Annotated in this window: 26 protein-coding genes; 7 read left to right on the forward strand and 19 right to left on the reverse strand. The window is 72.3% G+C overall.

The window, feature by feature from the left end; genetic code table 11:
• The first annotated feature begins 102 nt into the window (after positions 1-102).
• A complete protein-coding gene (locus tag ACZ7BZ_RS23705; protein WP_470360039.1) occupies positions 103-639 on the forward strand; it encodes a hypothetical protein in 537 nt (178 codons plus the stop codon).
• Positions 640-642: 3 nt separating this feature from the next.
• Here the strand turns inward: ACZ7BZ_RS23705 and ACZ7BZ_RS23710 are convergent, their stop codons facing one another.
• Positions 643-1,116, reverse strand: a complete 474-nt coding sequence (locus ACZ7BZ_RS23710) for an ArsR/SmtB family transcription factor (protein ID WP_470360040.1) — start codon at positions 1,114-1,116, stop codon at positions 643-645.
• A gap of 110 nt (positions 1,117-1,226) precedes the next feature.
• On the opposite strand from ACZ7BZ_RS23710, the gene ACZ7BZ_RS23715 reads away from it, so the two are divergent.
• Together ACZ7BZ_RS23715 and ACZ7BZ_RS23720 are read left to right on the forward strand one after the other, a co-directional pair.
• Positions 1,227-2,216, forward strand: a complete 990-nt coding sequence (locus tag ACZ7BZ_RS23715) for a quinone oxidoreductase family protein (RefSeq protein WP_470360041.1) — start codon at positions 1,227-1,229, stop codon at positions 2,214-2,216.
• A 366-nt stretch (positions 2,217-2,582) separates the two neighbouring features.
• Positions 2,583-3,419, forward strand: coding sequence for an NmrA family NAD(P)-binding protein (locus tag ACZ7BZ_RS23720; RefSeq protein ID WP_470360042.1), 837 nt, complete (start codon positions 2,583-2,585; stop codon positions 3,417-3,419).
• A gap of 9 nt (positions 3,420-3,428) precedes the next feature.
• On the opposite strand, the gene ACZ7BZ_RS23725 is transcribed toward ACZ7BZ_RS23720, so the two are convergent.
• The 4 genes from ACZ7BZ_RS23725 to ACZ7BZ_RS23740 all read right to left on the reverse strand — a co-directional run bounded on the left by ACZ7BZ_RS23725 (position 3,429) and on the right by ACZ7BZ_RS23740 (position 5,425).
• Positions 3,429-3,983, reverse strand: coding sequence for a GNAT family N-acetyltransferase (locus ACZ7BZ_RS23725; RefSeq protein WP_470360043.1), 555 nt, complete (start codon positions 3,981-3,983; stop codon positions 3,429-3,431).
• Between the two features lie 100 nt (positions 3,984-4,083).
• Positions 4,084-4,419 (reverse strand): NIPSNAP family protein, encoded by a 336-nt coding sequence (locus tag ACZ7BZ_RS23730; protein WP_470360044.1) that lies wholly within the window; start codon positions 4,417-4,419, stop codon positions 4,084-4,086.
• Between the two features lie 32 nt (positions 4,420-4,451).
• Positions 4,452-4,664 (reverse strand): DUF4287 domain-containing protein, encoded by a 213-nt coding sequence (locus ACZ7BZ_RS23735; protein WP_470360045.1) that lies wholly within the window; start codon positions 4,662-4,664, stop codon positions 4,452-4,454.
• Positions 4,665-5,152: 488 nt separating this feature from the next.
• Positions 5,153-5,425: a hypothetical protein gene (locus ACZ7BZ_RS23740; RefSeq protein ID WP_470360046.1), complete on the reverse strand. Its 273-nt coding sequence runs from the start codon at positions 5,423-5,425 to the stop codon at positions 5,153-5,155.
• A gap of 116 nt (positions 5,426-5,541) precedes the next feature.
• Here ACZ7BZ_RS23740 and ACZ7BZ_RS23745 point away from each other — a divergent pair, with 116 nt between their 5' ends.
• The 4 genes from ACZ7BZ_RS23745 (at position 5,542) to ACZ7BZ_RS23760 (ending at position 7,684) form a co-directional block, all read left to right on the forward strand.
• A complete protein-coding gene (locus ACZ7BZ_RS23745; protein WP_470360047.1) occupies positions 5,542-5,940 on the forward strand; it encodes a Scr1 family TA system antitoxin-like transcriptional regulator in 399 nt (132 codons plus the stop codon).
• A 7-nt stretch (positions 5,941-5,947) separates the two neighbouring features.
• A complete protein-coding gene (locus ACZ7BZ_RS23750; protein WP_470360048.1) occupies positions 5,948-6,133 on the forward strand; it encodes a DUF397 domain-containing protein in 186 nt (61 codons plus the stop codon).
• A 327-nt stretch (positions 6,134-6,460) separates the two neighbouring features.
• Positions 6,461-6,871, forward strand: a complete 411-nt coding sequence (locus tag ACZ7BZ_RS23755; RefSeq protein WP_470360049.1) for a VOC family protein — start codon at positions 6,461-6,463, stop codon at positions 6,869-6,871.
• A gap of 381 nt (positions 6,872-7,252) precedes the next feature.
• Positions 7,253-7,684 carry a VOC family protein gene (locus ACZ7BZ_RS23760; RefSeq protein WP_470360050.1) on the forward strand — a complete coding sequence of 144 codons (432 nt, stop codon included), beginning with the start codon at positions 7,253-7,255 and terminating at the stop codon, positions 7,682-7,684.
• A 118-nt stretch (positions 7,685-7,802) separates the two neighbouring features.
• Here ACZ7BZ_RS23760 and ACZ7BZ_RS23765 read toward each other — a convergent pair whose 3' ends face one another.
• The 14 genes from ACZ7BZ_RS23765 to ACZ7BZ_RS23830 form a co-directional block, all read right to left on the reverse strand.
• Entirely contained in the window at positions 7,803-8,537 is a 735-nt protein-coding gene (locus ACZ7BZ_RS23765) for a DUF6193 family natural product biosynthesis protein (RefSeq protein ID WP_470360051.1), read from the reverse strand.
• A 301-nt stretch (positions 8,538-8,838) separates the two neighbouring features.
• Positions 8,839-9,243 (reverse strand): hypothetical protein, encoded by a 405-nt coding sequence (locus ACZ7BZ_RS23770; RefSeq protein WP_470360052.1) that lies wholly within the window; start codon positions 9,241-9,243, stop codon positions 8,839-8,841.
• A 63-nt stretch (positions 9,244-9,306) separates the two neighbouring features.
• Positions 9,307-9,945 (reverse strand): hypothetical protein, encoded by a 639-nt coding sequence (locus ACZ7BZ_RS23775; RefSeq protein WP_470360053.1) that lies wholly within the window; start codon positions 9,943-9,945, stop codon positions 9,307-9,309.
• A 366-nt stretch (positions 9,946-10,311) separates the two neighbouring features.
• Positions 10,312-11,082, reverse strand: coding sequence for an ABC transporter permease (locus ACZ7BZ_RS23780; RefSeq protein WP_470360054.1), 771 nt, complete (start codon positions 11,080-11,082; stop codon positions 10,312-10,314).
• On the reverse strand, positions 11,079-12,065 hold the full coding sequence (locus ACZ7BZ_RS23785; protein ID WP_470360055.1) for an ATP-binding cassette domain-containing protein: 987 nt from the start codon (positions 12,063-12,065) through the stop codon (positions 11,079-11,081). Before ACZ7BZ_RS23785 ends, ACZ7BZ_RS23780 begins: the two co-directional genes overlap by 4 nt.
• Positions 12,065-12,904: a DUF4097 family beta strand repeat-containing protein gene (locus tag ACZ7BZ_RS23790; protein WP_470360056.1), complete on the reverse strand. Its 840-nt coding sequence runs from the start codon at positions 12,902-12,904 to the stop codon at positions 12,065-12,067. The genes ACZ7BZ_RS23785 and ACZ7BZ_RS23790 overlap by 1 nt, the downstream gene beginning before the upstream one ends.
• Positions 12,905-12,998: 94 nt before the next feature.
• Complete coding sequence (locus ACZ7BZ_RS23795; RefSeq protein ID WP_470360057.1) at positions 12,999-13,574, reverse strand: toxin-antitoxin system HicB family antitoxin; 576 nt, start codon at positions 13,572-13,574, stop codon at positions 12,999-13,001.
• 270 nt (positions 13,575-13,844) lie between these two features.
• Positions 13,845-14,867, reverse strand: a complete 1,023-nt coding sequence (locus ACZ7BZ_RS23800; protein WP_470360131.1) for an adenosine deaminase — start codon at positions 14,865-14,867, stop codon at positions 13,845-13,847.
• Positions 14,868-15,038: 171 nt separating this feature from the next.
• Complete coding sequence (locus ACZ7BZ_RS23805; protein ID WP_470360058.1) at positions 15,039-16,334, reverse strand: DUF445 domain-containing protein; 1,296 nt, start codon at positions 16,332-16,334, stop codon at positions 15,039-15,041.
• A 122-nt stretch (positions 16,335-16,456) separates the two neighbouring features.
• Complete coding sequence (locus tag ACZ7BZ_RS23810; protein WP_470360132.1) at positions 16,457-17,764, reverse strand: nucleotide sugar dehydrogenase; 1,308 nt, start codon at positions 17,762-17,764, stop codon at positions 16,457-16,459.
• Between the two features lie 5 nt (positions 17,765-17,769).
• A complete protein-coding gene (locus tag ACZ7BZ_RS23815) occupies positions 17,770-18,996 on the reverse strand; it encodes a glycosyltransferase family 2 protein (protein WP_470360059.1) in 1,227 nt (408 codons plus the stop codon).
• Between the two features lie 247 nt (positions 18,997-19,243).
• Entirely contained in the window at positions 19,244-20,203 is a 960-nt protein-coding gene (locus ACZ7BZ_RS23820) for an ABC transporter ATP-binding protein (protein WP_470360060.1), read from the reverse strand.
• A 26-nt stretch (positions 20,204-20,229) separates the two neighbouring features.
• Positions 20,230-21,129: an ABC transporter permease gene (locus tag ACZ7BZ_RS23825; RefSeq protein ID WP_470360061.1), complete on the reverse strand. Its 900-nt coding sequence runs from the start codon at positions 21,127-21,129 to the stop codon at positions 20,230-20,232.
• Entirely contained in the window at positions 21,122-22,069 is a 948-nt protein-coding gene (locus ACZ7BZ_RS23830; RefSeq protein WP_470360062.1) for an ABC transporter permease, read from the reverse strand. The genes ACZ7BZ_RS23825 and ACZ7BZ_RS23830 overlap by 8 nt, the downstream gene beginning before the upstream one ends.
• Between the last annotated feature and the right edge of the window lie 22 nt (positions 22,070-22,091).

Raw genomic sequence — 22,091 nt, forward strand, 5'->3', positions numbered from 1 at the left:
CAGCGGGACCGAGACGCCCCTCCCCCGCCAGGGGGAGGGGTCCGGCGCGTGCCCGTCGCCGGGCGGACGCGGGGACTGCGGTCCGCCGGGGAGGGTGGAGCCATGACGACGCCGCCCGCCACCGCCCCCACTGCCGCACCCGCCGTGCCCGCCCCGCCCCGCTGGGCCGTCCGCGCCGCCCACCTCGCCGCGGTCACCGCCCTGCCGACCGGGCTGTGGCGAGTCGGACTGGTCCTCGGCCGACACGGTGGCTACACCGACGCGGGCTATCACGCGGTGGGCTTCACCGGCTGGGACGCGGTGTGGCCGCTCACCCTGAGCGTGCTCACCGAGGCGCTGGCGCTTCTCACCCTCGGCCTGGTCCGCCCCTGGGGCACGGTGCCGCCGCGCTGGGTCCCGTTCCTCGGCGGGCGGCCGGTGAACCCGCGCCGGGTCGTACTGGCGGCCTCGCTGGGCGCGGCCGGACTGACGGTGCTCTGGACGCCGTTCCTCGCCTGGTGGGCGGTGTCGCACCCGAACATGACCCCGCTCGGGCACCTGCTGGTCGGCTTCCTCTACCTGCCCGCGGTCGCCTGGGGCCCGCTGCTGGCCGCGGTCACCGTCTCGTACCACCGGCGGCACCGTGCGATCGGCGCGTAACTCCTAGCCGCGCCAGGCTGGTTCGGCGCCCGGCCCATCGACGTGCTCGGGCTCGTCGGGAGACTCGGGCCCGCTCGCGGTCTCAGCCTCGGACCCGGTCGCGGACTCGGACCCGGTCGCGGACTCGGGCTCGCTCGCGGACTCGGGCTCGTTGCGGGCGAGGGCGGCGAGGACGGTGTCCAGCAGGCCGGGGAAGCGCCGCTCCAGGTCGACCGTCCGCAGCACGGAGAACCGGCGGTTGGCCTCCTCGCGCTGGCTGATCACCCCGGCCTCGCGCAGCACCTTGAAGTGGTGGCTGAGGGTGGAGGGCGCGACGTCCACCGGGAAAGTCCCGCAGGCACGCTCGGACTCCGTGCGCAGAACCCGGACGACGGTCATCCGGGTGGGGTCGGAGAGCGCGTGCAGGACGTCGTACAAGTCGATCTCCTCGGCCGCGGGATGGGCGAGGGCCGGTCGGCGGCGGGTACTGCGGGGCATGTTCAGACCTCCTCTGATCTGCGATGTTCGACAAACGACGAAACGCGGTGATACCACTGTGCCGCAGCAGTTTCGTCGTTCGTCGAACATCGTAGTCGAGGGGGCCCGACATGCGCGCACTGGTGATGACCGCACCCGGTGGAGCCGAGAACTCAGAGATCCAGCAGATCGATGTACCGCACCCCGGCCCCGGCCAGGTGGCGATCGACGTCGCCTGGGCCGGACTGAACTTCGTGGACGTGATGACCCGCCGGGGCGACGGCGGGTACACCGCCGAGTGGCCCTACCGACCGGGCAAGGAGGTCTCCGGTACGGTCCGGGCGCTCGGCGAGGGCGTCACCGGGCTCGCCGTGGGCGACCGGGTGGCGGCCGCACCGGTCGGCGGCGGACTGGCCGAGGTCGTGCTCGCCGACGCCGCGCTGACCGTCCCCGTCCCGGACGGGCTGGCGCTCAGCGCCGCTGCCGCCGCCCCGCTCGGCCTGGCCACCGCCGTCCTGCTGCTGACCGACGCGGGCCGGCTGACCGCCGGGGACAACGTCCTGGTCCACTCGGCCGGCGGCGGCATCGGCAGCGCGATCGCCCAACTCGTCCCGCTGCTCGGCGGCGGAGGCACCCTGATCGGCACCGTCGGCCGCCCGGAGAAGGCCGCGGCCGCCGTCGACCTCGGCTACCACCACGCCTTCGCCCGCGACGAGAAGCTCGTCGACGCCGTCCGCGCCGCCACCGACGGCCGGGGCGTCGACCTCATCCTCGACCCGCTCGGCACCGCCGCCCTGGACCTCGACCTCACCGTCGCCGCACCCGGCGGCCGGATCATCCTGTTCGGCAACGCGGGCGGCGGCGAGGTCAGCGACCTGCCCACGCTCGGCCGACTGATGGGCGGCAACCTCTCCGTCACCGGGTACAGCCACCGCGCCTTCGCCGCCACCGCCCCGGACCGCCTCGCCCGCGCCATCCGCACCACCCTCGACCTCCAGGCCGACCACGGCCTCACCGTGCCACTCACCGAACTGCCCGGCCTGGAGGCCGTCCCGGCCGCCCACGACGCGATGCAGGAGGGCCGGGCCACCGGCAAGTACGTGGTGCGGGTGGGTGGTTGACGGCTGACCGGAGCGGCGGGATCGCCGTCCGGCTGACGGGCGCCGGGCGGTCGGAGCGTGAGGACCGCCCCGGGTCGGTGTGCTCGACCGGCCCGGTCAACCCGGCCACGGCGCTCGCCTGTTCAGCGCCGGCATGTCAGCGCCGGCATGTTCGGCGCCGGGGTGCACGGGGCCATCACCCTCCGCCTCGCACGGCAACAGGTCGCGGCCGACGGCGGACACGAAGTCGAATACGGAGCCGGATACGGAGTCAGGCATACGCCAGGCCTGGCCCCGTGCACGAAAGGTCGGCCGGTCCGACCTCCCGTGCAGCGGCCTGGCAGGCACGGCGGGCATAGGCCGGGACGGGATCGCGTTGGGGCGGCCATGACCAAGATTCTGGTGATCGGCGCGAACGGCAGTGTGGGCCGGCAGGTTGTGGCCGCGTCGGCCGAGGGCGGGCACGAGGTGCGGGCGTTGGTGCGGGACAGCGCCACGGTCCCGCTGCCGGCGGGGGTGGAGGTCGTCCGGGGTGATCTGGCGGAGCCGGAGAGCCTGTCGGCCGCGCTGGGCGGCGGGGTGGAGGCCGTCTACCTGATGTGGCCCGGGATCCCGGTCCGGCCCCGGGTGGTGGAGCTGATCGCCGAGCACGCGAAGCGGGTCGTCTACCTGTCGACGGACGTGCCGGACCTCGCGGACGGCGAGCCGGCCGTGAGCTTCCATCAGGAGATCGAGCGGCTGATCCGCCGGTCCGGCCTGGAGTGGACCTTCGTGCGGGCGATCGACTTCGCGGGCAACGCGCTCGGCTGGGCCGACCAGGTCCGCGCGGGCGTCGTCCGCTGGCCGTACGGACGGGCCCGGCGCTCGCTGGTCCACGAGCGGGACATCGCGGAGGTGGCGGTCCGGGCACTCACCGAGGCCGGGCACCACGGCGGCAAGTACCTGGTCACCGGACCCGAGTCGATCGCCCACGCCGAGCTGGTGCGGATCATCGGCGAGGAACTCGGCACCGAGGTGAGCTGGGAGGAGCTGGCCCCGGAGACGGCCCGCGAGCAGCTGACGGCGGCCTGGGGGAACCCGGCCTTCGTGGCAGCCCGGCTGCGGGCCTGGGAGTCGTTCACCCGCGAGCCGGAACGGGTGACCGACACGGTAGAACGGGTGCTCGGCCGCCCGGCCCGCAGCTTCCGCTCGTGGGTGCGGGAGCACGTGGAGGATTTCCGCTGACCGGCGGCGTCAGTCCCGTTCGACGGCCAGCTCGACCTCCCGGTGCGTCTCGTCGCCCGGCACCGGCACGGACACGCCGGAGTGCTTGAACCCGGCACGGACGTACATCGCCTCGGCGCGGGCGTTGGACTCGTGGACGAACAGCCGGACCCGCTGGATCCGGGGTTCGGCGATCGACCAGGAGCACTCCTGGACGGCCCGGATCAGCTCGTGGGCCAGGCCGGTGCCGCGCGCCTCGGGACGGACGTAGACGCCGACGACGTGGGTCTGCGGAACGGTGACGACGTCCCCACCGAGGGCGCCCTCCCCGCCGGGCCGCTCGACCAGCACGGTCATGGTGCCGAGCCAGCGGCCGTCGGTGGCCTCCGCGACGAGCTGGTGCACGGTGTCGCCCTCGGCGGCTACGGCGGTGCGCTCCTGCCAGAACTCGTCGGGCTTGGCGGCGGCGTTCTGGTAGGTGTCCAGGAAGGCGATGCCCGCGGCCGGGTCCCGCAGTGCGGCCAGGCGGATCTCCTTGACCCGCTCCCACTCGTCGGCCCGTACGCGTCTGATGCTAGTGCTCATCGCATGATCGTCAGCGCTCGGAACCGTCCGCGCAACCCCGTTTCCCAGGGACCTCGGAGCCGCCGGCCGGCCGACCGCACCCCGCAGGCTGATGACGCTTTCATGGGCGCTTGAAGACATCCACCGCGTGGTCGGGAACCTCGATCACGATGGAGTGCATGCTGTCGATCCGGGAGACGATCGCCTCGCGCGGGCCCCGGCGCCAGACGTCACTACCGTAGAACGCGCCCTCCTGCGCGCGGTGCTGCTCGACGGAGTCGAACGCCCGGATCAGGTAGGCCTCTTCGTGGCCGTCCTCGGCGACGAGCGAGGCGCCGTGGTCGACCACCCGGATGCCGGCCGCTTCGAGGAGGGGGACGGACTCCTCGGCCATCACGCGGACGAACTCGGCGCCGGTGCCGGGCAGTAGGCGGTAGGTGCGGATTTCCAGGATCATGACGACTCCCCCTTCTGGCCAGCTGCGGCCGCTCAGCCGGCCTTGGGCTCGGCGAGGGTGTGGGCGACCAGCGCGTTGGCGTGGCCGTGGCCGAGGCCGTGCTCGCTCTTGAGCCAGGCGACGAGCTCCATGTGCTTGGTGAGCGGCGAGGAACGGACCAGGCCCTTCCACTCCTCGACCGGACGGCCGTACTTCTTCTCGATGGCCGGGAAGTAGCTGGCGGGGCCTTTGACGGGGGTGGTCATGGCGCGGGTGTCCTGTTCTCCGGTCAGGCGACGGACTGGCTTGCTGACGGGCTGATACGACGTTACCGGCGGGCACTGACAAGGGCGATGGCCACCGTGAGAACGAGGAGGCCGAAGCCCGTGCCGGTGGTGAAGGCGATGACGGCGGCCCCGGAGCCCGCGAAGCCGGCCAGGACGACGACCGGGGCGATCCGGTGGACGAGGGTCCAGCCCCTCCCATGGCGTGAGTAACGTCAAGTTCCTTGTTTAGAGAGGATTTACACTGCACCGCTTTGGTCGCACGTGCGTTCATGGATCGCGCGAGGAAGGCCGGGGCAAGCGATGGTGTGCGCAGGAAGTTGACCGGACCGACTCCCTGCGTACGGAGGGAATCGACTACCGGTGCTGGACGTCACCGGAGGGGTGTTGCACCTCGATCGGCTTCCGCCAAAGACGGGATGAGCGGGTTTCGCAGAGGCCGCCGAAGAGGGCGGCGAGGAGGTTGAGGATCAGGAGTCCGAGCATCGGTGGTGGTCGCCGTCGCGGGTGCGCTTGTACTCGCGCAGGAGCGCGAGGAGGTTGATGAGGGTGCTCGCCGGGACGTTGCCGAAGTTGACGAGTCGGCGGCCGCTGAGGTTGGTCTCACCCGAGTGATCGGAGGGCCAGAGGAGGCCGAACTCACGTCCCTCGGTGCGGAGTTCGATGATCAGCTCGGTGAGCTGGGGGCCGGTGATGTGGAACAGGGCCGGGTTGGCGGGGTGGATCGGGTGATGGGCGCTCACGCGGCACCGTCCAGCTCGAACCAGACGGTCTTGCCCAGCCTCTGGGGACTGACGCCCCAGCGGCGGGAGAGGCCGGCGACTAGCTGGAGGCCTCGGCCGGACTCGGAGAGGAGGTCGTGCGAACGCTGCTCGGGGAGGATGGAGGAGCGGTCGGAGACGCCGACGCGGAGGGTGTTGTCGCGGAGGACGATGGCGACCAGCGGGGCGGGGGTGTCGCCGTGGCGCCAGGCATTGACGATCAGCTGCTCGCGCTCTCAGAGGCACCCAACGTGACTCTCCGCGTGTTGGAGTTCAAGGCTGGTGGATTCAAGGGTGCGGGTCAGGCCGTGCTCTACGCGGGCGGACCTGTGCCTCGCCTCGATACGGTTCAGCTCGACTCCGTAGGATCACCAGCGTTCCTGACCGAAACGAACCAGCTGGAGAACTACCGGAACATCATTGGAGACATGCGCGATCGCTCGCTCGATCCGCCAGCCTCCCGTGATGCGATCTTCAGCATCATGAACAGCCTGTGAGGCCCTGGTGGAAGAACTCGCTTGGCAAAAGCCCATCGCTTGCGGCGATGGCAATAACTGCCCCGAAGTGGCCATAGCTCCCGACGCCGTCTACGTCCGCAGCACCCTACTCCCCGACGCCATCGCCCAACTCACCCCCACCGAATGGCGCGACCTCGTCGCCGCCATCCGCAACGGCGAGTTCGACGCCTGACCCCCGACCAGATCACCAGCCACCGGTTTTGGATCACGGGCTCTGAGCTGCTAACGTTCTTCTTGTCGCGAGGAACACGAATCCTCGCCAGGCGTCAGTGGTACTACCAGAGTACGTCCTACTTTCAGTAGGAAGAGTCCGTGCAACCCGGGCCTGGCGCTCCACAGTCGGACGGCCCGGCACCTTTCACAGGTGCCGGGCCGTCCGCGTTTCCGAACCTGGCCGGACCCGAGCCCGGCGGACTAGGACCAGCGCCCGATGGCACCAGGCCCCCGGCTCCCTAGGCTCGCTGCTGTCTCCGATCCCGCCGCCCCAGGAGCCTGAACCATGCCAGCCGACGCCACCGCGCACATCCGCATCGCCCGCCCGTCCCGCAACCTCGAAGCAGCCGAGCACTTCTGGGCCGCCGGCCTCGGCCTCGACGTCCTCTACCGGCACACCACGGACGGCACCCCCGGCGAGCACTCCCTCCTCATGGTCGGCTGGCCCGACGCCGCCTGGCACCTGGAGCTCGTCCACGACCCCGCCGCGCCCGTCGAACCACGCCCCACCGCCGACGACCTCCTCGTCGTCTACCTCGGCGAACCCGTCAGTGACACCTTGCTGGAGCGGCTCGAACAGCACGGCGGCAAGCGCGTCCCCGCGCACAACCCGTACTGGGAGGCCTGGGGCGCCACCGTCCAGGACCCGGACGGCTACCTGCTGGTGCTCTCCACCCGCTCCTGGTCCAACGCCTGAGCCCCCTTCGTACCAGATCCTGCCGGAGGCGCCGCCCGGCTGCACCACTATCGGCACCGGCCAGGGCTGCGGTAGCGGCTACAACTCCACCTGCTGGCGCACCCGCCATCTCACCAGCCCGGCCGGCCTCTCCACGGAGGAAGCCGCCACCCGACTCCGGCCCTCGCAGCTCTGCGAGGCGAACGGCTGGCTGATCGACCGTCGCGACCTCTGCACCGAAGTGCGCACCGACGGCGCCACCATCGTCTACCGCGGCGGGCTCTGACGGGTTGTACACCCCTGCGACCGCCCGACACGGCAGCTGGTGGCAGTCGCCTCCCCCGACCCCGTGCGGGCCTCCCGACCTGGGGAGATGAGCAGGGCTCCTGTTATCGTGCGCCGATGTCAACGATCAAACAGTTCCAAGTGGCCTTCGACTGTGCGGAGCCTGTGCGCCTCGCCGCCTTCTGGTGCGAGGTGCTGGGGTACGTCATGCCGGCGGTCCCGGATGGCTTCGCCACGTGGGAGGAGTGCTTCCGCTCGCTGCCGCCCGAGGATGCGATCTACTTCGCGTGCGCTGATCCCTCGGGTGTGGCTCCGCGCCTGCTCTTCCAGCGAGTTCCCGAGGGCAAGGTCGTCAAGAACCGAGTGCATCTCGACGTGCGGGCCGGCGCCGGGCTGGTGGGTGAGGAACGCCTGGCCACGCTCGAGGCCGAATGCGCGCGGCTGATGGCGCTCGGCGGGAAACACGTGCTGACGCAGCGCGCCGACGGCGTCAACGAGTCGTGCATCACGATGCAGGACATCGAGGGCAACGAGTTCTGCCTCGCCTGAATTCTCCTCCGGGACTGCGAGGTCGGGAGCCGTCTCCGGCCTTCGGGAGCATCGACGGCACGGTGCTGCGCTGAACCATCCCGCCGCACGAGGACGAGGCCTGAGCAAGCGCCGGCCGTCAGGCGTCCTCGTCGCTACCGAGCACAGCGGGCCCGAGGTCGGCGGGAAGTTGGGCGACGGCCAGTGCGACGGCCTCCTCCGCCGTCCCGGCCTCGGCGATCAGAGCACCGTGCGGGAACCGCTGCACCTGGTACGGGGAGCCGTCGTACGCGGGAGCGATCGCGATCACCACCCCGCACGGGAAGCCGGTGCGGGGCCGGAAGACGAGCACCCGGTGGCTGACGACCGGGGACAACTGCCGGAGCCTCGGCTCCGCACCGGCCGCCTCGACCAGCAGGCCGAACCCGGTGAACTCCGTTTCCTCCGCCGCCCGTTCCCGGAGCCAACGCCACTGCAGCCCGACCACGGCGGCAGCCCCGTGCTCATGGGCCTCGGCGAGTTCCGAGGAGGCGAGGAACGGGAACCGCTCACGCAGCTCCCGCGGACTCCGCCCGCTCCCCCAGGCCGTGGCGGCCCGGATGACCTCCTGGATGTCCGGCGTCCCGCCCGTGATCATCTCGACGCCCAGACTCCGGCCGCTGACCCAGAACCAGCGCTTCTCCGCACCGAGATGCACCTGGAGCGGACGGCGCACGGGCATCGTGTCCGCCGAGACAGCGATGCCTGCCGAGGCCGCGTCGCCCCAGGTGCCCGGCACCAGGGCGACGTCCACGGCCAGTTCGGCGGCCGCCGACTCCAGCGCGTCGGCGAGGCTCCCGGCGGCGGCCACGTCCGGGTAGAGATCAGGATTCATCCGCCCAGTCTGACCGTACGAATTCCCTGAATCCAGAAAACGGCCTGATCCGACCGCTTCCGAACGAACCGTACGGAAGCGGGTTTTCCGCTCTCCGAGGCGGGGGTAGGGCGGAGACGTTCGCACTCCGACGATCACTGTGACCGGCGCGGAGGCCGGCCAGAAGAAGTCCGACATGTCGATCCCGCACTACAACGCCGTCCGCAGTGCGGCCGACACCATGGGCATCACCGTCTGGTGACCGGTGGCCCGGCTGCCCCGGGTAGCGCGGCGGCCCCGGGTTGACCGCCGCCACGTGCGCTCAGGCCTCCTGGGCGCACGGGGCCGCTCCCGCGTGCGGGCCCGTGCGGAGGAACGCCAGGCGCAGCGGGGCGGCGGTGACGAAGACGAACAGCCCGAAGAGCGTCATCGCCGGCAGCCCGACGACTCCCTGAAGGTAGTCGAGCGGATGACGCACGACGTCGTCCCGGTTCGCCCGCCAGTTCGCCGTCAGATCGGCCACCATGACCCCCACCCCGAGCCACGCCCCCGCCGGACGCGCCCAGGCCGCCAACACGGCGGCCAACGGGTCGAGCACGAGCAGCGCGTGGAACAACACCTGGCCCGGCAACGGCCACCACGCGTACGCGTGCAGCCGGCCGCTCAGGACGTCGAACGCATGCACCGCCGCCCCCTCGACGAACCCGGCCACCCACACCGCCGCCACCCACCACACCCGGCGCCGCCGTGCTCCCCGCCCCGCTCGGGTCCCCTGCTTCGCCGGGCCGGCCTAGAGGGGAGATTGATCATCACCGGCGCCCAGGGCGCCGCCGGCGATCTCCTGCTTGGGAAGCACCCGGGGCGCGCTCAGGCTGCCGTCGGGGAGGACGTCGAAGACGGTGAGCTTCCTACGGCCGGTCACGGTGATCTGGTCGGGCCCGGACCAGTCGATGCGGACGAAGTCGCCGCCACTGGTGGTCCAGGTGCCCATGCTCCAGTGGCGGGCGGACCAGCCGGTGCCGGCCTCCAGTTCCACCTGGTAGACCGGGTCGATCGAGAAAGCGATGTTGGTGACAGTGAGCACCCGGTCCGGGCGGTTGGGGCTGACGAAACGATCCTCCCGGCCCCCGTGGCCACTGAACAGGAAGGAAAGGGCCAGGATCGGCACCCCGGCGAGGACCAGCGGCGCCAACAGGGCCGCGCAGCCGATCTGCGAGACCCGGGTGCGGAACTCCAGCTCGACCACCAGCGAGACCACGATCAGCACCACCGCGGAACCGATCAGCAGGACCGGACGGTTGAGCCAGTGCTCGACCACCACCAACCCGCCCGAGCGGGAGGCGTGCCAGCCCGGCAGGTACGCCAGCAGCGCAGCGAGCGCCGCACCCCTGAGCCCCCACGCGATCTGCCAGCGGCGTCTCGCCGTCATCCGTCCCCCCGGGCCGTCTTTTGCCGACCTTTGCGCGGACTTTACTACAGGGGCCCGGCACGCTGGGGGTGGTCGCTGGCGCACCGCCGGACCGAGCAGCAGCACCGGGTGGTCGAGCCGGCGCTCGGCCACCACCAGCCCACCCGAGCGGGCGACATACCAGCCCGCCGCGCACGCCAGGAACGCCGCCGGCGCAGCCGATCCGAGCCCCTACGCGGTTCGCTCGCGATGCTTCGTCACCACCGCTCCCCCAACGGCCTTTTGCCATCCCTTGGTGCGGACTTTACTGCGGTGCCGCCGGTGCGGCCCGGGCGGCAGGTCTCCCCGCCACCCAGGCCGCACCGGCGGCTACCGGCCATACCCCCGTCACCGCCGGTAGAAGACGCTCCGCGACCAGAAGTAGCCGACCAGCGTCAGACCGGCGCACCAGGCGAGGGCGCTCCAGGCGGACGCGGCGCTGATACCGGTGCCCATCAGCAAGCCGCGCAGGGTCTCGATGATCGGGGTGAAGGGCTGGTACTCGGCGAACCAGCGCAGCCCGGTCGGCATGGAGTCGGTCGGGACGATGGCGCTGCCGATGAAGGGCAGGAACTGCAGCGGCATCGGCATGTTGCTGGCGCTCTCGACGGTCTTGGCGACCAAGCCGATGCCGGCCGAGATCCAGGTCAGGGCGACGGTGACGAAGAGCAGCAGGCCGCTCGCCGCCAGCCATTCGACCGGGCCGGCGGTGGGCCGGAAGCCCATCGCCAAGGCCGCGCCGACCACCAGGAGCAACCCGATCATGGTCTGGATGACGCTGCCGACCACGTGCCCGGCCAGGAAGGCGGAGCGCGATATCGCCATCGTGCGGAAGCGGTTGACGATTCCTTCGGTCATGTCGGTACAGATGCCGATCGCCGTGACCAGCGATCCGGAGGTGGCCGCCATCAGCACGATGCCGGGCGTCACGTAGTCGATGTAGCTGCCGCCTCCGATGCCCGCGCCGAGAGCGCTGCCGTAGGCGTAGTTGAAGAGCAGCAGCATCATCACCGGCATCACCACGACCGCGAAGGTCAGGGAGGGGTACCGCAGTGCGTGCTTGAGGTTGCGGCGCAGCATGGTCAGCGAGTCGCTGACCACGTAGGTCGTCGCGCTCATCGTGCACCCTCCCCGGTGAGTTGCAGGAAGACGTCGTCCAGGTCGGCCGTCTCGACGACCAGCGACTCGGCCCGTACGGAGGCGTTGTCGAGGGTGTCCAGCACCGCCTTCACGGTGAGCACGGAGTTGTCCCCCGGGATGTCCAGCCGCAGGGCCTCGGTATCGGCGGTGGCGTACTCGAACAGCGCGGCTGCGGCGCCCAGTTGGCCGGCGTCCGCGAACTGGAGCCGGATCCGCCCGCCGGGGACGATCCGCTTCAGCTCCTCGGCCGTGCCCTCGGCGACGATCCGGCCGCCGTCCAGGACGGCTATCCGGTCGGCGAGTTGGTCGGCCTCCTCCAGGTACTGGGTGGTGAGGAAGATCGTCACCCCGTGGTCGGCGACCAGCGCCCGGATGGTCTCCCACATGGTGCGCCGGCTGCGCGGGTCCAGCCCGGTGGTGGGCTCGTCCAGGAAGATCACTTCGGGTTTGCCGACCAGGGTCATCGCCAGGTCGAGCTTGCGCCGCATGCCACCGGAGAAGGTGACGACGGGCTTGCGCGCGGCCTCGGTGAGGTCGAAGCGCCGCAGCAGTTCCTCGGCCCGCCTCCGCCCCTCCCGACGGCGGAGGTGGTTGAGGTCGGACATCAGCAGCAGGTTCTCCTCGGCGGTGAGGAGGTTGTCCACCGCCGAGAACTGGCCGGTCACCCCGATCGCCCCGCGCACCCCGTCGGCCTGGCCGACCACGTCGTGGCCGACCACGTCGTGGCCGGCCACCCGGGCCGAGCCGCCGTCGGCGGGGATCAGGGTGGAGAGGATCTCCACCGTGGTGGTCTTGCCGGCGCCGTTCGGCCCGAGCAGCGCGAACACGCTGCCCGCCGGGATGGACAGGTCGACGCCCCTGAGCACCGCCTTGTCCCCGTAGCTCTTGGTCAGCCCGACCGCCGAGATCGCCGCCGAGGTCACCGGGGCCACCGCCGCGGCCGTTGCCGTGGTCGCCGCCATCAGGCCCTCCGGATGAGGATGCTGCCGACCTGGGTGGTGCCGCGGACCTCGACCGTCTCCCGGGCGTCGCCCGGACCCTCCGCCGGGCCGAGGGCGTTGCGGACGGCGCCGAACTTGCTGTGCACGTCGAGCCAGGCCGCCGTGCCCTCGGCGATGCCGACCTCGACGTCCCCGACACCGGCCTGGAGGCTGACCTTGCCCCGGACGACCTGGCCGAGCCGGATGTGGCCGTTCGCCGTCTTGGCGTCGACGTCCCCCTCGGCGAGGCCGATGTGGATCCGGCCGTTGGAGGAGTTGGCCGTCAGTTCGCCGTGGACCTCGTCGATCTCGGTGTCGCCGTTGCTGTTCTTGACCGTCAGCCGGCCGCCGACGGAGCCGACCTCGATCCGGCCGGATCCGGTCACCTCGGCGACCCCGGAGACGGTGCCGACCCGGATGTCACCCATGTCGGTCTTGAGCCGGGCGCCCTCGGCCCGGTCGAGCTGGATCCGGCCCATGGAGGTCTTGATCCGGCAGTCGCCGAGCGGGCCCTCGGTGACGAAGTCCGCCATTGGGGAGTCGGCGTGCACCTCGGAGCCGACGGGCAGCTCGACCGTGACATCGATCGAGCCCTTCTTGCTGGAGAACACGGTGCGCTGCTTGGGGCCCTTGAGAGTGAGCCGGCCACCGGAGAAGTCGACCTGGGTGAGTTCGGCGGCCTTGACGTCGGCGTCCCTGCTCGCGTTGGTGGGCCGGACCTCGACCACGGTGTCGGTGCGCTTGCCCGCCAGGATCCGGACCGAGCCGATCTCGAACTCAAGGGAGACGGAGATCCGTCCGTCGGTCTCGTACGTAGGCATGGTTGTCCCGTCCTCTTGACTCGTGTGGGTGTTCCCGCTGGTCAGAGCGGGGATGACGTTGAAGGGGCAGAAGGTCGGAGGGTGCGCGGAGGCGTCAGTGGACCCAGCCGGTGAAGCCCTGGCCGCCGACGCTGCGCGCGGTGTGGGTGCCGAGGTCGGCGGCCGATCGGGCAGCGGGCTGACCGCCGTCCAGCGCGCCCGCGACGGCCCGGACCAGCCAGGCGTTGAGGGAGAGGCCCTCCTGCCCGGCCGCCTCCTCCGCCCTGGCCTTGAGGTTCGCGGGCAGGCGCAGGTTGATCCGGGCGGTACCCGACTCGTCGGACTCCGGCACCGCACCCGGCAGCACCGGTGGCACCATCGGTGGCACCACTGACGGCACCACGGTCGGCACCACCGCTGGCGCGTCACCGTGGAAGCCGCCGGAGCCGGGCGGCGCCGTCACCACGAACTCGGGGTCCAGGCCGCGCAGTCGTACGTCCACCGAGCCCGGCGCGAGGTCACGGGTGACTTCGCCCATGGCTGCGGACAGGGCGTTGAGCAGGGTGAGCCGTACGGCCGACTCCAGCGGGAGCGTGAGTCGGTCGGCCAGCGCGCGGGCTTCGTCCCCGCCGGTGGCGGCGGCCACCGCGAGCTCGTTCCGGAGGTTGTCGACGTACGGCGTGAGGTCCATGGCCTGAGCATGGCACAGCCATGGTGCCATGTCGAGCCATGTGTGGCACCATTCTGGCACCATCATCCGAACGGGCGAGGCGCCACAACGGGACCGCCCCGCCGACCGAGGGGTCGACGGGGCGGTTCACCAGCAAGGACAACGGCGGGGACACCGGCGGCGACACCGGCTGCGGAACGCCGGCTGCGGAACGCCGGCTGCGGAACGCCGGGGCCGGGGAGCGCTACCGGCCGCAGGAACGCCGACGGAGGAGCGCCGGCAGCGGGAACGTCAGCGCTGCCGCTGCCACCCCGCCAGGTAGGAGTCGATCTCGCCGACCAGCCGGGCCTTGCCCGCCTGCTCCAGGAACGAGGCCTCGACCGCGTTGCGGGCCAACGCCGCCACCCCGGTCTCGTCCAGCCCGAGCAGCCGCGCCGCCACCGCGTACTCGGTGTTGAGGTCGGTGCCGAACATCGGCGGGTCGTCGCTGTTGACCGTCACCAGCAGCCCGGCGTCGACCATCCGCTTGATCGGGTGGTCGTCGATCCGGTCCACCGCCCGGGTGGCGATGTTGGAGGTCGGGCAGACCTCCAGCGGGATGCGGTGCTCGCCCAGGTGGTCGAGCAGCGCCGGGTCCTTCACCGCCTGGGTGCCGTGCCCGATGCGCTCGGCACCGAGCACCCGGATGGCGTCCCAGACGGTCTCCGGCCCGGTGGTCTCGCCGGCGTGCGGGACGGAGCGCAGGCCGACGGCCCGGGCCCGGTCGAAGTACGGCTTGAACTGCGGCCGCGGCACGCCGATCTCGGGGCCGCCCAGGCCGAAGCTGACCAGGCCCTCGGGGGCGAGCTCGGTGGCCAGCCGGGCGGTGATCTCGGCCGCCTCCAGGCCCGCCTCGCCGGGGATGTCGAAGCACCAGCGCAGCACCACGCCGAGGTCCTTCTCGGCGCGCAGCCGGGCGTCCTCGATCGCCTCCATGAAGGCCACGTCGGGGATGCCGCGCTTGACCGAGGAGTACGGGGTGATGGTCAGCTCGGCGTAGCGGATGTTCTGCCGGGCCATGTCCTCGGCAACGCCGTAGGTCAGCACCCGGACGTCCTCGGCGTCGCGGATCAGGTCCACCACGCTCAGGTAGACCTCGATGAAGTGCGCGAAGTCGGTGAAGGTGAAGTACTCGGCCAGCGCCGCCGGGTCGGTCGGCACCGCGGTCTTGCCGGCGTACCGCCCGACCAGGTCGGCGACGACGCGCGGCGAGGCCGAGCCGACGTGGTGGACGTGCAGCTCCGCCTTGGGCATCCCGGCGATGAACGCCTCGATGCTCCGGTCGGCGGTGCCGCCGGGGGTGCTGCCAGTGGGGTTTCCGATCCGACTTCCGTCCGGCTGGACCACGGTGGTTCCCTTCTCCTTCTGCTTCTGCGCCGCGCCTTCTACGCGCGTATCGCGAACGTCGGCCCAGGATAGGCCCAAAGCCGGGCGGCCGGTCGGTGATCAACCGCCGAGCGCGACCGCCACGGTGTGGATCAGCAGCCCGGCCAGCGCGCCGACCACGGTGCCGTTGATCCGGATGAACTGGAGGTCCCGACCGACGTTGGCCTCGATCTTGCGCGAGGCGTCGTCGGCGTCCCAGCCCGCCACCGTCTCCGAGATCAGCGAGGTGATCTCGGCCCGGTAGGTGTCGACCAGGTACTGGGCGGCGTCCTGGAGCCAGCCGTCCACCTTGGCCTGCAGCTTGGCGTCGGTGGCCAGGCGCTCGCCGAAGCCTCGCACGCCGTCGCGGATGCGCCGGCGCAGTTCGCTGTCCTCGTGCTCGGCCGCGCCCATCACCAGGGTGCGCACGGCCGCCCAGGTGGAGTTGATCAGGTCCTGCACCTCGGGCCGGGCCAGCAGCTCGCCCTTGGCCCGCTCGACCCGGGCGATGGTCTCCGGATCGGTCTGCAGCTCGGTGGCGAAGTCGGCGAGGAAGTTGTCGATCGCGCCGCGGGCCGGGTGCTCGGGGTCGTCCCGGATCTCGGTGACGAAGCGCAGCAGCTCCCTGTAGACCCGCTCGCCGACCTGGTGGTCGAGGAACTTCGGGGTCCAGCCCGGGGTCTTCTGGGTGACCTTGCGGACCACGTCCTCGTGATTGGCGGTCAGCCAGCCGTGCGCCCGGACGGCGACCAGGTCCACCACGCCGTGGTGCCCGCCGTCCGCGACCACCTTGCCCAGCATCCGGCCCATCGGCTCGGCCACCGAGGTGGCGGCGGCCCGCCTGGTCACCGCCTCGGCGACCACCGCCCGCACGTCGTCGTCGCGCAGCACCGCGAGCAGCCCGCGCAGCGCCGCCGAGGCCTCCTTAGTGACCCGCTCGGCGCTGCCCGGAGCGGCCAGCCACTCCCCCAGCCGGCGGCCGATGCCGAGCGCGGCGAGCCGGCCGCGCACCACGTGGCCGGCCAGGAAGTTGTCGCCGACGAACTCGCCGAGCGAGCGCCCGAAGGCGTCCTTCTTGGTCGGGATGATCGCGGTGTGCGGGATCGGCAGGCCGAACGGACGGCGGAACAGGGCCGTCACCGCGAACCAGTCGGCCAGCGCGCCGACCATGCCCGCCTCGGCGGCGGCCGCCACGTACCCGGCCCAGGCGCCGGCACCGGCCGCCTTGGCCCAGGTGGCGAGGGCGAAGACCAGGGTCGCGAAGGCCAGCAGGCCGGTCGCGATGGTCTTCATCCGGCGGACGCCGTGTCTCTTCTGCTCGTCGGCCGCGGTGAACCGGACCCCGTGGCCGGTCCCGCTGAAGGCTTCGTCACTCACCCCGCCAGTCTGCCCGTTGCCCGGCGCGGACGGGGGCGTGCCCCACGATCACCCGCCCCGAACCCCCGGCCCGCGCCCCGCGCCGCCCCCTCGACCCGACCACGCCCACGCCCGGAACCGGCTCACGCCCCGCCCAGCACGATCCGCCGCACCCCCGTCCCCGCCCACCGCGCCGGGTCCGTGCACCGCCGCCCGTCCAGCAGCACCACCACCCCCGGCAGGTCCGCCGGCCCCAGCTCCCGGTACTCCGGGTGGTCCGCCTGCAGCATCGCCGCCACCACCGGCTCCCCGCCGTACGCCGGCAGCCCGAGCGCCGTCAGCTCCTCCGCCCGGTACAGCGGATCGGCGACGTACGGCCTGGCCCCGGCCGCCTCCAGCGCCGCCACCAGCGGGAACACCCCCGAGTACGCCGTCTCCTTGACGCCGCCCCGGTACGAGGCGCCCAGCACCAGCACCCCCTGCCCGGCGAGCCCGCCCGGCAGCACCCCGGCGAGGGCCCCGGCCAGCACCCCGACCGCGTACCCGGGCACCTCCAGGTTGGCCTCCCGGGCCGCCCGGACCACCGTCGCCGCCGGGTCGTTCCACAGGTACAGCCGCGGGTACACCGGGATGCAGTGCCCGCCGACCGCGATGCCCGGCCGGTGCAGGTGGCTGTAGGGCTGCGAGTTGCAGGCGTCGGCGACCTCCGCGAAGTCCACCCCGACCCGGTCCGCGTACCGGGCGAACTGGTTGGCCAGCGCGATGTTGACGTCCCGGTACGTGGTCTCGGCGAGCTTGGCGAACTCGGCCGCCTCCGCCGAGGCCAGCTCCCACACCCCGTTGGGCCGGGGCAGGTCGGGGCGCGGGTCGAAGTCCAGCACCGCCCGGTAGAACTCGGCGCCGCGCCGCAGCGACGGGGCGTCCAGGCCGCCGACCAGCTTGGGGTAGCGCCGCAGGTCGGCGAAGACCCGTCCGGTGCGCACCCGCTCCGGGCTGAACACCAGCGCGAAGTCCGCCCCGGGCGCCAGCCCGGAGCCGGCCGCCAGCCGGGGCGCCCAGCGCTCCCGGGTGGTGCCGACCGGCAGGGTGGTCTCGTAGCTGACCAGCGCACCCCGGCGCAGCCCGGCCGCGACGGCGTCGGTGGCCGCGTCGAGCAGCGCGAAGTCCGGGGTGCCGTCGGCGGCGGTGACCAGCGGGACGACCAGGACGACGGCCTGCGAGGCGGCCACCGCGGCCGTGGTGTCGGTGGTGGCGCGCAGCAGGCCCCCGGCGACCACCCGCTTGAGCGCCTCGTCCAGGCCCTCCTCCCGGGGGAACGGCGGCACGCCCCGGTTGACGCTCTCCACCACCCGGGGCGCGATGTCCGCCCCGACCACCCGGTGGCCCTTGCGCGCGAACTGCACGGCCAGCGGCAGGCCGAGCTTGCCGAGCCCGACCACGCAGACGTCCAGCGCGGTCATCCCCGGCCTCCGTTCACCGAGTTGGCGAGCCGGCGCCACACCGGGTGCCGCCGCAGCCCGCGCCGCAGCTGCTCCGGGACGACCCCGCGCCACAGCTGCTGGGCCAGGTTGAGCGGTGGGACGGCGACGGTCGACGGCTCCTCGGGCAGCACGAACAGCTCGTCGGGCAGGCCGAGTCGGGCGTCCCGGAACGCCGGGTAGCCCGCGTACCGCCGCCGCCCGTCCGCCACCACCGGCGGCTCGCCGTGCGCGGCCTCGTAGCGGATCTGGTCCCGCAGCGCCTCCGGCCTCACGGCGGCGGCGAGTTCGAGCCGTAGCCGGGCGGCGACCGGCAGCCGGTGGTACACCTCGCGGGCGCCGAACCGCTCGATCATCCGGCCGACCTCGGCGCACACCCGCTGCTGCAGCCCGTCGTCCAGCAGCAGGAAGCCGTCCTGGAGCAGCCGGGGCACGTCCCAGGCGAAGCTGCGGACCCGGATGGCGTCCAACTCCTCTCCCGGATCTGCCAGTTCGACGGCCACCTGCTGCAGGGCGGCGATCCCGCGCAGCCGGTCCAGCACCGAGGCCCGCTCGGTGACATTGCCGCGGTCCTCGCGCAGCACCAGGAAGTAGCAGTCGTAGTCGGCGAGGACGGACACCCGGTCCGCCCGCAGGCAGGCCTCCAGGGTGAACGGCTGGTCCGAGAACACCTTCAGCTCCTCGTCGCGGCGCAGGCCGTGGCGCCGGACGAGGTCCAGCCGGAACAGCTTGGTGTCGGACAGCGCCCAGGCCAGCGCCGAGTCGGCGAACCCGACCGACTCGGCGTCGGCGTGGAAGATGCCCTGCGGCACCAGCCGTCCGTTCACCCCCACCTGCTTGGGCACCACCACGTCCGAACCCCAGGCGTCGGCGGCCGCGACCAACCGCTCCAGCGCCTCCGCGCCGAGCCAGTCGTCGGCGCCGAGGAACAGCACGTAGCGCCCGCGGGCGAGGTCCAGGCCGCGGTTGGTCGGGGCCGCCGGGCCGCCCGAGTTGCGCTGGTGGACCACCCGGAACAGCCCCGGGTGCCGGTCCGCGTACTCGTCCAGCAGCGCCTCGCCGCCGTCCGTGGAGCCGTCGTCGACGACCACCACCTCCAGCCGCCCCGGCGCCAGGGACTGCCCGACCAGGGAGTCCAGGCAGGCGGTGAGGTAGGGCATGGTGTTGTAGACCGCGACCACCACGGTCACGTCGGGTACGGTCACGGGCGGCGGGCCTCCGGGGCTGGCGGTTCACCGGCGCGTGCGCTGACCGGCGGCGATGCACCGTCCAACTCGGCCGCCCGCCGGGGAGTCACGTGCCCTCCCCGGACGGGTGACCGGAACCGAACACCAGCTTGACGGGCCGGACGGTCGCGACGCCCGACCGACCGCTCCCCCTGCACGCCCGTGCGCCCGTGCGCCCGTGCGCCCGTGCGCCGGTACGCCCGTACGCCCGGACGCCCGGACGCCGTCAGCCGATCGCGACCTCCGCGTACATCCGCGCGATCACGTCCTCGATGGCCGGCTCGCGCACCGAGAGGTCCACCAGCGGGTACCGCTCCGCGACGGCCGCCACGATCGGCGCCGCGCTCTGCTGCGCCGGGAACGCCAGCCACTGCCGCGGCCCCTCGACCTTCACCACCCGCGCCCCGGCCACCTCGATGGCCGGACGGGCCTCGGCCAGGTCGACCACCAGCGTCCGCTCGCTGCGCCCGGCGGCGTGCAGCCCGTCCAGTCCGCCGTCGTGGACGACCCGGCCGTGGTCGATGACCATCACCCGGTCGCAGAGCTGCTCGATGTCGGTGAGGTCGTGGGTGGTGAGCAGCACGGTGGTGCCGAGGTCCCGGTTGACCTCGCGCAGGAACTCCCGCACCCGGCCCTTGCTGACCACGTCCAGGCCGATGGTCGGCTCGTCCAGGTAGAGCACCTGGGGGTCGTGCAGCAGGGCCGCCGCGAGGTCGCCGCGCATCCGCTGGCCGAGCGAGAGCTGTCGGACGGGCGTGTCCAACAAGCCTTCCAGGTCGAGCAGTTCGACGCAGCGGCCGAGGTTCTCCCGGTACCGCCGGTCGGGGATCCGGTAGATCCGGCGGGCGAGTTCGAAGGAGTCGCGCAGCGGGAGGTCCCACCACAGGGTGGTGCGCTGGCCGAAGACCACGCCGATCCGACGGGCCAGCGCGACCCGTTGGCGGGCGGGGTCGACCCCGGCGACGCGCAGCCGTCCGGAGCTGGGGACGAGGATGCCGGTGAGCATCTTGATGGTGGTCGACTTGCCTGCGCCGTTGGGCCCGATGTAGCCGACGCACTCGCCGGCCTCGACGGTGAAGCTGAGCCCGTCCACCGCGCGCACCTCGCGTTTGATCCGGCTGAACCGGCCGGTGCGGGCCCGCACGGTGAAGGTGCGGTGGACGTCCTGGAGTTCGATCAGTGCCATGGGGATTCCTCGGGAAGCAGGGGAGTTCAGCTGCCGGTGCCGCGGTAGGCGCGCAGTCCGGCCCGCCAGGCGAGCCCGGCGGCGGCGACGCACAGCGCGGCGGCGACCGGCGAGGCGTACTGGAAGGCGGCGGGCAGTCCGAGCGGGTCGGGCCGGCCGAGGATGCGCAGGGAGGGCAGCCAGTTGACGAAGGCCAGCGGCACTCCGAAGACCACCCCGGCCACCAGCTCCTTGGCGAAGACCGTCGGCGGGTAGTGCAGCAGGGTCGCCCCGCCGTAGGTGAAGGAGTTCTGGATCTCCTTGGACTCGCCCCACCAGAACTGGACGGTGGCGCCACCGACGTAGATCGCGCCGAAGATGACGCTGCCGCACAGCAGCAGCACGGGCACCAGCAGCACCCGGTCCCAGGTCCAGTGCACGTCCAGGGCGGTCAGCGACCAGGCGAGCACCAGTACGGCCTGGAGCGGACGGCCGAGCCTGCGCAGGCTGAAGCGTTCGGCGCACAGCTGGGAGAGCGCGGGCGCGGGACGGACCAGCATGGTGTCCAGCGTGCCGTTCATGATCCGCACGCCCAGGCCGTCGGCCGAGCCGACCAACAGGTTGGCCATGCCGAGCGAGAACGTCGCGGTGGCGTACAGGAAGGCGATCTCCGGCAGGCGCCACCCGCCGAGCTGGTCGGTGTGCCGGAACATGATCACCAGCACCACGAAGTCGAGGGAGTGGGTGACCAGGCTGGCCAGCAGGTTCAGCAGGAAGGAGGCCCGGTAGGCCATCGTCGAGCGCATCCACATCCGGGCGCACATCCACCAGGAGCGGACCGCCCAGGAGACCCGGACCAGGAACGGCTCGGCGGCGACGGGCTCGACGGCGAACGGCTCAGCGCCGAGCGACTCGGCGGACGGGAGAACGGCGGAGGACTCAGCCACCCTGCACCACCACCCGCCGGGTCGCCAGCCACTGCGCACCCCGCCCGGCGGCGAGCAGCACGGCCGCCCAACCGAGTTGGAAGCCCAGCGCGGACAGCAGCCCGGTGCCGTCCGCCCGCTCCAGGAAGACGTCGGTGGGCACCTTGATCAGTGCCGCCCAGGGCAGCACCCGGGCGAGGTCGCCGAGCCAGCCGGGGAAGAGCACGATCGGCAGCAGCATGCCGGAGAAGAACATCGAGACCACCAGTGTCACCGCGCGCACCCCCTCCGAGTCGTGCAGCCAGAAGCCGGTGATCGAGACCAGGAACCGCACCCCGAAGCTGACCAGCAGTGCGAGCAGCACCGAGAGCAGGAAGAACACCCAGGTCAGCGGGTGTTCGGGCATCCGGGTACGGAACACCAGCGCGCCGGCCAGCAGCGGTACGGTGCCGCGGACCAGCGCCTGGAAGCCGGCCCGGCCGAGGTCGGTGGCCAGCCACCAGCCCTGGAAGTCGACCGGACGGTAGAGGTCGACGGCGATGTCCCCGCTGCGGAAGCGGTCCTGGAGTTCGTCCTGGAAGCCGCCGCCCCAGACCGCGACGGTGACCAGCAGCGCCTGGCTGACCCAGATGTAGGTGACGGCCTGACTCTGGTCGTAGCCGCCGAGGTTGGGGCGGGCCTGCCAGAGGGCGAGGAAGGAGGAGGCCAGGATGATGCCGAAGACGGTGTTGGTGAAGGTGCCGGCCAGGGTGGCGGCCCGGTAGGTGGAGTAGCGGCGGAAGGCGCCGGCGGCGACGGCGGCGTACAGCCCGAGAGCCGTCCCGGAAGCAGCGCTCCCGGAAGCGTCGGAAGCGTCGGAAGTGCCGGTCCCGGAAACCTCGGAAGCGTCGCCCCCGGAGGCGGAGGAGGGGCTCGCCCCGGTATCAGGAGGCCTCGCCCCAGCCGGTGCAGAGTTCTGCATATTGTCTCCTTGTCGACAAATA

This window comes from Kitasatospora sp. NPDC036934 (genome assembly GCF_055608425.1).